The organism is Microcystis sp. M53603_WE2, from assembly GCF_030065435.1.
The window spans coordinates 1-8,146 of the sequence record NZ_JASJFF010000352.1 but is presented as its reverse complement, the minus strand read 5'-3'; the positions used below and the strand labels follow the sequence as shown (position 1 = coordinate 8,146).

General features: G+C 42.0%; 7 protein-coding genes and 1 pseudogene. 3 read left to right on the top strand and 5 right to left on the bottom strand.

What is annotated here, in order from left to right; all coding sequences use genetic code 11:
• Both PX481_RS07615 and PX481_RS07610 read right to left on the bottom strand, forming a co-directional pair.
• A partial coding sequence (locus PX481_RS07615) for a DUF561 domain-containing protein (RefSeq protein ID WP_288094214.1) occupies positions 1-515 on the bottom strand: 515 nt, incomplete at its 3' end.
• A 92-nt stretch (positions 516-607) separates the two neighbouring features.
• Positions 608-775, bottom strand: a complete 168-nt coding sequence (locus PX481_RS07610) for a hypothetical protein (protein WP_002756735.1) — start codon at positions 773-775, stop codon at positions 608-610.
• Between the two features lie 191 nt (positions 776-966).
• Here PX481_RS07610 and glmU point away from each other — a divergent pair, with 191 nt between their 5' ends.
• Positions 967-2,319 (top strand): bifunctional UDP-N-acetylglucosamine diphosphorylase/glucosamine-1-phosphate N-acetyltransferase GlmU, encoded by a 1,353-nt coding sequence (glmU, locus tag PX481_RS07605; RefSeq protein WP_041805027.1) that lies wholly within the window; start codon positions 967-969, stop codon positions 2,317-2,319.
• 302 nt (positions 2,320-2,621) lie between these two features.
• Here glmU and PX481_RS07600 read toward each other — a convergent pair whose 3' ends face one another.
• Positions 2,622-4,172 (bottom strand): DUF3370 domain-containing protein, encoded by a 1,551-nt coding sequence (locus PX481_RS07600; protein ID WP_002756737.1) that lies wholly within the window; start codon positions 4,170-4,172, stop codon positions 2,622-2,624.
• A gap of 107 nt (positions 4,173-4,279) precedes the next feature.
• Positions 4,280-4,477 (bottom strand): annotated as a pseudogene (locus tag PX481_RS07595) (ISAs1 family transposase); the annotation flags it as partial.
• 207 nt (positions 4,478-4,684) lie between these two features.
• On the opposite strand from PX481_RS07595, the gene PX481_RS07590 reads away from it, so the two are divergent.
• Complete coding sequence (locus tag PX481_RS07590) at positions 4,685-5,266, top strand: thioredoxin family protein (RefSeq protein ID WP_002756739.1); 582 nt, start codon at positions 4,685-4,687, stop codon at positions 5,264-5,266.
• A gap of 190 nt (positions 5,267-5,456) precedes the next feature.
• Here PX481_RS07590 and PX481_RS07585 read toward each other — a convergent pair whose 3' ends face one another.
• Positions 5,457-6,707 carry an FGGY-family carbohydrate kinase gene (locus tag PX481_RS07585; protein ID WP_002756740.1) on the bottom strand — a complete coding sequence of 417 codons (1,251 nt, stop codon included), beginning with the start codon at positions 6,705-6,707 and terminating at the stop codon, positions 5,457-5,459.
• Positions 6,708-6,709: 2 nt separating this feature from the next.
• Here PX481_RS07585 and PX481_RS07580 point away from each other — a divergent pair, with 2 nt between their 5' ends.
• Complete coding sequence (locus PX481_RS07580; protein WP_002756744.1) at positions 6,710-7,768, top strand: tocopherol cyclase family protein; 1,059 nt, start codon at positions 6,710-6,712, stop codon at positions 7,766-7,768.
• Positions 7,769-8,146: the final 378 nt, after the last annotated feature.

Below are 8,146 nucleotides of genomic sequence, written 5' to 3'. Positions count from 1 at the left end.
GCTTTTTCAATCAGTCCCAAAATACCGGCGTGACGGGGTTGACTGCTAGTGCCGCCTTCGGTTTGAATAATGTCGGCACCCTGACTAACTAAAGCTTCCGCTAGTCTCACCTGTTCATCGAGGGGCAGCCGATGGGGAACTGTCACAGACAGGGTAATTTCGGGCAGTAGGTCGCGAGTTTGACGGGTGAGGGCTAAAACTTCCGCCGCCTCAAAAATGCGTCCTTGGGCATAAAAACTATCGAAATTACCGATCTCAATTAAATCGGCTCCCGCGTCCACTGCCATCACCAACAATTCTGGCTCGACGGCCGATACACACACGGGTAAATTTGTCAAGGCTTTTACCGTCCGAATTAGGTCAGCATTAGCGGCAATATCGACAAAAGTTGCTCCTCCGGCTGTAGCGGCTTTAACTACTGAGAGAACCTGCGAGCGATCGAAATTATTTAACCCACTAATCACTTTCAGGGCATGACGACGGGCGAAGGCTTGCTGTAAGGTAAAATTGATCATTAATCTACACCTATCTGGAATTCTCAAAAAACATTTTCCCACCTTCTCGCCGATCAGAGGGTGGGATTTGAGAATTCTTAGGGAAATTTTCTTTAATTTAGGTGTTGATTCTCTTGGTTTTTGCGCTTGAGGTTTTGCAGTTGTTGCAGCAGTACCTCGATTTCCGCTTCTAGATGCAGGTATTTCACCTGTTGGTCAGCTTGGTAGGTGGTGCGAATCTGTTTCATGGCGGAGGATTCCTTAGTTAGTACAGTTGTCATAGCGGTATCTATAGAGTGCTGATTATGTTTAATTGTTTCAATTTGTATATACTACCTTAACAATGTCTTAAAGAAAACCTTTTTATGGTAGTTTCTCAACTGGCACAGGATGAAAGAGGGAAAAAATTCTTGCAACCAAGGGGATCGGAGTGCGATATACTCAGTCGCGAACGATATTGGCAAGCATGACCATGGTAGCGGTAGCAATTTTAGCAGCGGGTAAGGGAACCCGAATGAAGTCCAGCCTTCCGAAAGTTTTACATCCCCTCGGCAGTCGCTCGCTAGTGGAACGGGTGCTTAATGTCAGCGAATCCTTACATCCCCAGCGAAAACTGGTGATTATCGGTTATCAAGGGCAACAGGTGCGAAATACTCTACAGCATCTCGATGATATCGAATTTGTTGAACAAAAGGAACAGTTAGGCACTGGCCATGCTATTCAGCAGTTAATCCCCCATTTAGAGGACTTTCAGGGGGATTTGTTGGTCTTAAATGGCGATGTTCCCCTGTTGCGTCCCGAAACCTTGCAAAATCTTCTCCAGATTCATCAAGACCATGGTAACGCTGCCACCCTCTTAACTGCTAACCTCCCAAACCCGAAAGGTTACGGTCGAGTTTTTTGTGATGGCAATAATCTCGTTAAGCAGATTGTGGAAGAAAGAGACTGTACCGATGCCCAACGACAAAACCACCGGATTAATGGAGGTATATACTGCTTTAATTGGTCAAAATTAGCGGCTATACTGCCTAATTTAACCCCCAATAACGATCAAGGTGAATATTACCTCACGGATGTGGTCAATTTTCTCGATCCCGTCATGGCCGTGGATGTGGAGGACTTTTTAGAAATTACCGGCATTAACGATCGCAAACAATTGGCCGCCGCCTATGATATCCTGCAAACTAGAGTCAAAGATGATTGGATGGCCGCTGGAGTCACCATAATTGACCCCGATAGTGTCACCATTGAGGATACTGTCACCCTCAGTGCCGATGTGATTATCGAACCCCAAACCCATCTGCGCGGTGAGACGATAATCGCTTCTGGTTGTCGTATAGGTCCTGGGAGTTTAATCGAAAATAGTCGGATAGGCAGCGATGTAACCGTCTTATTTTCGGTGATTTCTGATAGTCAGGTGGATTCTGGTTGTCGCATCGGTCCCTACGCTCATTTGCGCGGAGAAGCGAAAATTGGGGCTAATTGTCGAGTCGGTAATTTTGTTGAAATTAAAAAAAGTAGCATCGGCAATAAAACCAATATTGCCCATTTATCCTATCTGGGAGATGCCACTTTAGGGGAAAAAGTTAACGTTGGCGCGGGAACAATTACTGCTAATTACGATGGCGTGAAAAAACATCAAACTATGATCGGCAGTGGCACAAAAACTGGGGCAAATAGTGTTTTAGTGGCTCCTTTAAAATTAGGAAAAAATGTCACCGTGGCTGCCGGTTCAACTATCACTAAAAATGTCCCCGATAACGCTTTAGTTATTGCTCGCGAAAGTCAGCGTGTGATCGAAAATTGGGCAGATCAGTTTCAGTAGGTTAATTCCGGGATTTAAGGCAAGAAAACTGTTGCTAAATTCCGAGATTAGAGTCAAGATAAACGGGGAGGGAAAGAAAGAGGGGTTGAGTACCATTCAACCCGCGTTGCTGATTTGAGATATGAATCTTCTTTTGTGGGATTTTTAAAACCTAGACCCAAACTAACTTTTGGATGGGTGCAAGATTGTCATTCATACCTTGATTCAGCAACGCCCTTTTTTTTGCTTCCTCTCAGATTAACCCCTGTCAGTTCGCCGTAACAGACAAGGCAGTCAGTGATTTTTGTCTGTTGCAATTTATTTTAATTTTCCAAAGTCTTAATTGTAACCACCTGCGGCGGTGTAGAATCAGGTGGATAAATAACATCTAATTGTACTTTTAGTTGAGTTCCTGGTTTTAAATCTAGTTTTAATAAAGGATCTAAAACCTGCCCTGTTCTATGCCATAAATGTACATAACGGGTTTGTTGTTTACCTTGATCATCGCTATATTTTAAACGCACTGTACCACGGAAAAAGGGAAAGTCTAATGATGGTTTTCTAAATTTAATTCCTTTTTCAGATAGTCTATCTTCTTTTAATGGAGTTTCTAAAGTGATGCTAACTGTCTGATTTTTATTAGTGTTATTAGTTAAAGGTATGTTGAGTTGATATTCTACCCCATAGTTACCATGTGCTTCGTAAGCAGTATCAGGATACCGCACTAGCATTTTTGCGGTTTGGCTTTGTTCTGTTCCTAACCTTCCACCCCGTAAGTTTGCTATGGGATAAGAAATAATTTTACCTGGTTCGGGAATAGTCAGGGTTTGGGTTTTGGTGTTGTCTGTGAGGTTTGCTTTCCATGTTGCACCTTCGGATATACCTGCGACTCTGCTGTAAATTAATTGACCTCCTTTTGCATCTGGGGGTGTGGGGGTTTTATCTCTTGGTCCTGCAAAGTTACCGTTATTTAATAAGTCTTGCCATTCTTTTAATGGGGGTGCGCGCTCGCTACCATCAGCATTTTTTTTCGCAAACATGGCTAAACTCGCTGCATAAATTTTACCACTGCTATTTAATCGGAAAAAACTGGATCTCCCATTGACAGGTTTTTCTAAATTTCTGACTGGGATAGGATGGTTTAATAACATTTGACTTCCCCCAGCAGCAATGACTATTCTTGCTGGAAATTCTTTTTGACGTACTCCCCGCAAAACATCCGCTACTGCTCTTGCACCTGGTCCAGAAAATGCTTTACCATCGTTATTTTCTATGTAGGGTTGCAAGGTGACAAACGGTGCTTCTGTCATTAAATAACTCGCACCTTGTAAAAGGTTAATAGTGATAGGTTTTTTACTGGGATTATGTAAAATTACTCCTATATATAAGGTTTGTAAATCCTTGGGATTGTGGGTATAATGATGAGCAAATAAATCAAATCTGCCTTGAATGGGAAAGTTTAAATGTGCGGCTGGAACTTTTTTGTTATTAGGTGTAAAAGTAGAAAGTAGAATACCTTCATTTTTGATCCACTCTGGACTGTTGCTATTAAAAACAGGTATTTTATCTAAACTACCAGGTAAAGGGCGCACTTCTCCAGTTTGTACAATTTCTTGGGGTGCTGGTTTTGCAGGTGTTTGGGCGTTTACTTGATTTTTCTGATGATAGCTATTGAAAGTTGTACAGCCAATAGTTTGAGTAATCGCTAATCCCGATATGATGATGAATACAGGTTTGAGGATGTGGTTTTTTGCTTGCAAAGTTCCCATAATTTTATTTTTCCAGTAAGTTTGCCATTTGCCAGTTTGCCGTTTGCCGTTTGCCGTTTGCCAGTTTACCAGTAAGTTTTCCAGAATGTTATGAACTGGATACAATGTATGGAAGGTTAATTTCTGATTTTCTGTAATGTGTGTAAATTGAAAGCAACTCAGTCATTTCGACTCAAGAGTTCGATAAATGGATATACTCATTGAATCTACTAATGACTTAAACGGCGCAACAGATCTAGGTTTTCCGCTCCATACCCCAGACGAATCCCACTGGCATCTTCATTAAATGTAATATCGAGTACCCAATGGAGACTATTTTCAATACTCCAATGTCTGCGAATCACCTCGGCGTGTTTTTGGGCATCTGCTGCTAAACTACTGATGAAGAGGCGAATTTCTGTAGTAGTTTTATTCCACAATTAGCGGACACTGCGAACTATGACTACTGCAGCTCTAACCAGTAATTTAGATAGGTCAATGGCTTATCAGTTCACTGATTACTGTTTACTGTTTACTGTTTACTGTTTACTGATGGTGTCTAAGGATTAAATTTGCGCGATGAAGCATGAAATGCTATAAAAATCTCAGTCCTCCCTATAGAAAAGAGTATAAACTTTATGGCACGCACCGAGTCCACAATGTTAGATCTGGGGACAAAAGCCCCCAGTTTTGCCTTACCCGATGTGGTTTCGGGTGAAACTATCTCTCTGGACAGCTTTGCGGCTAAAACCGCTCTGTTAGTCATCTTCCTCTGTGAACATTGTCCCTTTGTTAAACACATTCAAGAAGAACTTACCCGTCTAGGTCGCGATTATGCTAACACCAATCTGGGCATCCTCGCAATTAGTTCTAATGACGTGGAGAAATATCCCGATGATTCGCCCGAAAATTTGAAAAAAATGGCGATAACCCTTGACTTTAAATTCAATTTATGCTATGACGAAAGCCAAGAAGTGGCGAAAGCTTACACGGCAGCCTGTACTCCCGATTTTTTCCTCTTTGATAGTCAGCGGATTCTAGTCTATCGCGGTCAATTGGATGATAGTCGTCCTAGTAATGGAATACCGGTGACAGGCAAAGATCTCCGCACCGCTATTGACAAGGTTTTAGCCGGTCAACCGGCGCCGACGGACCAAAAACCCAGTTTAGGCTGTAATATCAAATGGAAACCGGGTAATGAGCCACCCTATTACGGTTAATTAACGAAGGGTGTAGGGTGTAGGGTGTGGGGTGTGGGGAAGTGGGGAAGTGGGGAAATGGGGAAATGGGGAAGCTGTCTCATCACCCTATCGCTCCAAAACCCTATCACCCTATCTCCTGAATACTGACTCCTGACGACCGACTCCTAACCCCACCAACAAACTTTTTCAGCAAGCCCTACTTATGAGACTATTTCAATAGCGTAACCGATTGCTGTGCTAATAGGGCAGTACCATAGGCCGCTTGCTCCTGTTTAGATAAAAGCACAGGAACCCCTAAATGACGCTGACGAATTATTCTCCAAGTCGAATTTTTTGCCCCACCACCGGCACTATAAACTCGCTCTAATTTATTGGCTCCCAATTCCTGTAAACGCTGATAACCTAAAGCTTCAATGCGGGCAATACTTTCTAGTAAACCATGCAAAAATTCTCGAGGATTATCGGGGCGAGGAGTCAGTTTTGCGGGTAAAAAAGGATCATTAATGGGAAAGCGCTCGCCCGCTTTTAGTAGAGGATAATAATCTAAATTACTTTCTTTTTGTCCATCTATTGCTAAACTATAATTTCTCAATTCTTGATCAGAAAAAAACTTCTTTAACACTGCTCCTCCCGTATTGGATGCCCCACCAGTTAACCACAAATTTCCTAAACGATGACTATAGATGCCATAGTTACTATCATCAACTTTCTGGCTACTTAATAATTTTAAGACTAAAGTTGAACCTAAAGATGTCACTGCATCCCCTAAAGAATTAGCACCACTGGCTAAAAATGCCGCTATGCTGTCGGTGGTTCCCGTATAAATTAAACAATCTTTCGGGATAGCAAAACGAGTCACTAAATCCGGTTTAATAGTATCGATCGCTGTACCCGGGGCAAAAATTTGCGGTAATAAATTAAACATCGGTAAATTCTCTAACCAATCGGGATAACAGAGATTTTCGAGATCATAACCTAACTTTAAGGCATTGTGATAGTCACTAATTCCCAGTTTACCGTGCAGCAGAAATGCTAACCAATCCGCTTGCGAGAGAAAATAACGCGCTTGCGAAAAAATTTCTTGTTCACTCCACCAAAGTAATTTAGCTAAACTGGAGGTAGCACTAATCACGGGATGGTGAGGGGGTGCTATAGCTTTAATTGCTTCTAAAAAGGCAATTCCTCGCCCGTCATTGTATAATATTGCCTCAGAAAGAGGATTACCCCAATTATCACATAATAACACCGTCGAGGAAGTACCATTAATCGCGATCGATTTAAGTTCTGAACGCACCGAATCCCCTAGATTATCCAATAAATAAAATAGGGCCTTTTGCCAATCCTGAAAATTGGCATCGGTGAAAGGATAATGAACCTCAGCGACGATATTTTTGCTAGAATCAATAGCAATCGCTCGCGCTCCCGATGTGCCAAAATCAATACCTAAAGATAAACCCATAGATGTCTTCACAACCCCCTCATTCTGGCTACCATTGGGATGGTATCACTCCCCGATTCTTTGAAGGTTGGTACTTCCGAGTCATGATTCCGCAATTAGCCGACGGATTCGCCTTTATGTATTCTATTCAAGACCCAAGGGGCGGTCAAGTCAATAGCGGCGGATCAGTGCAAATTTTAGCCATAGAATCTAATTATCTTTGTCGCACTTTTCCCGATACGGATAAATTTTGGGCAAGTCGTCAGGAATTAGCCATTATCCATTGGGGAAAAACTAACTTAAAAATCCGTCCCCGTCTGCTTTCCCCGTCGGCTTTTTTTGAGTCTGTTCGAGAAGGTTATCAAGCAACGGCACACCAGCAGCAAGGACGAATTTATGATCCTGTCACTGGAGAAATCTGTCAATGGGATTATTGCGTTGAAACTAGGTACACTTGGGGAGATAACAAGCGTTTACCCCAAGCAACAGCAGGAATATTATCTTATTTACCGATTTTTGACCCAGGTTGGCAGATTTTAACTGCTCATGGTTTAGCAACAGGAATGATTACCTATCGGGGAAAAAATTACCAATTTGAGAATGTACCTTTTTATAGCGAGAAAAATTGGGGTTATTCTTTCCCCGAAAAGTGGTTTTGGATTAATTGTAATGCTTTCCCTGAAAATCCCGATTTAACCTTAACCGCAGTGGGTTCTACCCGGAAAGTTCTCCACTGGACGGAATCGGTGGGAATTATCGGTATTCACTGCCAAAATCGCTTTTATAAGTTTGATATCTGGAATTCTCAACTAACTTGGACAGTGCAACCCTGGGGATACTGGGAAATGAGGGCAACCAACGAGGATTATACCATTGTCTTAATCGGGATCAGTGATCATCCTCCCGATCGCGTGCGTGTACCCACAGAAAAAGGTCTCTGTTTTGCTTGTCAAGATACCCTCAAAGGTAAATTGTCGATAAAATTGGCTGATAGTCGTGGTAAAACCATTATAAATGCTTCTAGTGGTCTAGCTGGTCTCGAAATTGGCGGTATTTGGCCATCAGCATGGATAAAACGGTGAGTTAAATCACCATTGCGACGGGAGAATATCACTCTATTCTTGATTGATCGGTATTAACATAGAATCAGTTTTTGATCGCTAAAAAATTGGGCTCTTCGGTAATTGTTATGCAATGGACGGGGGTTATAAGGGATAGAAACCTTATATAGAAAGGCATTTAGCGATTTTTGTCAATTATTTTTGATCTAGAGCGAACTAATCAATTAAGTCTCTTACCAGATAAGGATTTAGTCGATTTATGACCCCCTATCGAACCATACCAAGTAACGAAGAACCTTGATTTTCTCTTAATTACTTTTGATCGGGAAAAATTAGTTCATGATTACTAATAAAGTAACCATGAACGGAAAAACAAGCTATTCCGCTTCTCCACCTTGG

Excerpts from the sequence above, each read along its gene's own strand:
- glmU (WP_041805027.1), top strand. The coding sequence starts at position 967 with ATGGTAGCGGTAGCAATTTTAGCAGCGGGTAAGGGAACCCGAATGAAG.
- PX481_RS07610 (WP_002756735.1), bottom strand. The coding sequence starts at position 775 with ATGACAACTGTACTAACTAAGGAATCCTCCGCCATGAAACAGATTCGC.
- PX481_RS07585 (WP_002756740.1), bottom strand. The coding sequence starts at position 6,707 with ATGGGTTTATCTTTAGGTATTGATTTTGGCACATCGGGAGCGCGAGCG.
- PX481_RS07580 (WP_002756744.1), top strand. The coding sequence starts at position 6,710 with ATGTCTTCACAACCCCCTCATTCTGGCTACCATTGGGATGGTATCACT.
- PX481_RS07590 (WP_002756739.1), top strand. The coding sequence starts at position 4,685 with ATGGCACGCACCGAGTCCACAATGTTAGATCTGGGGACAAAAGCCCCC.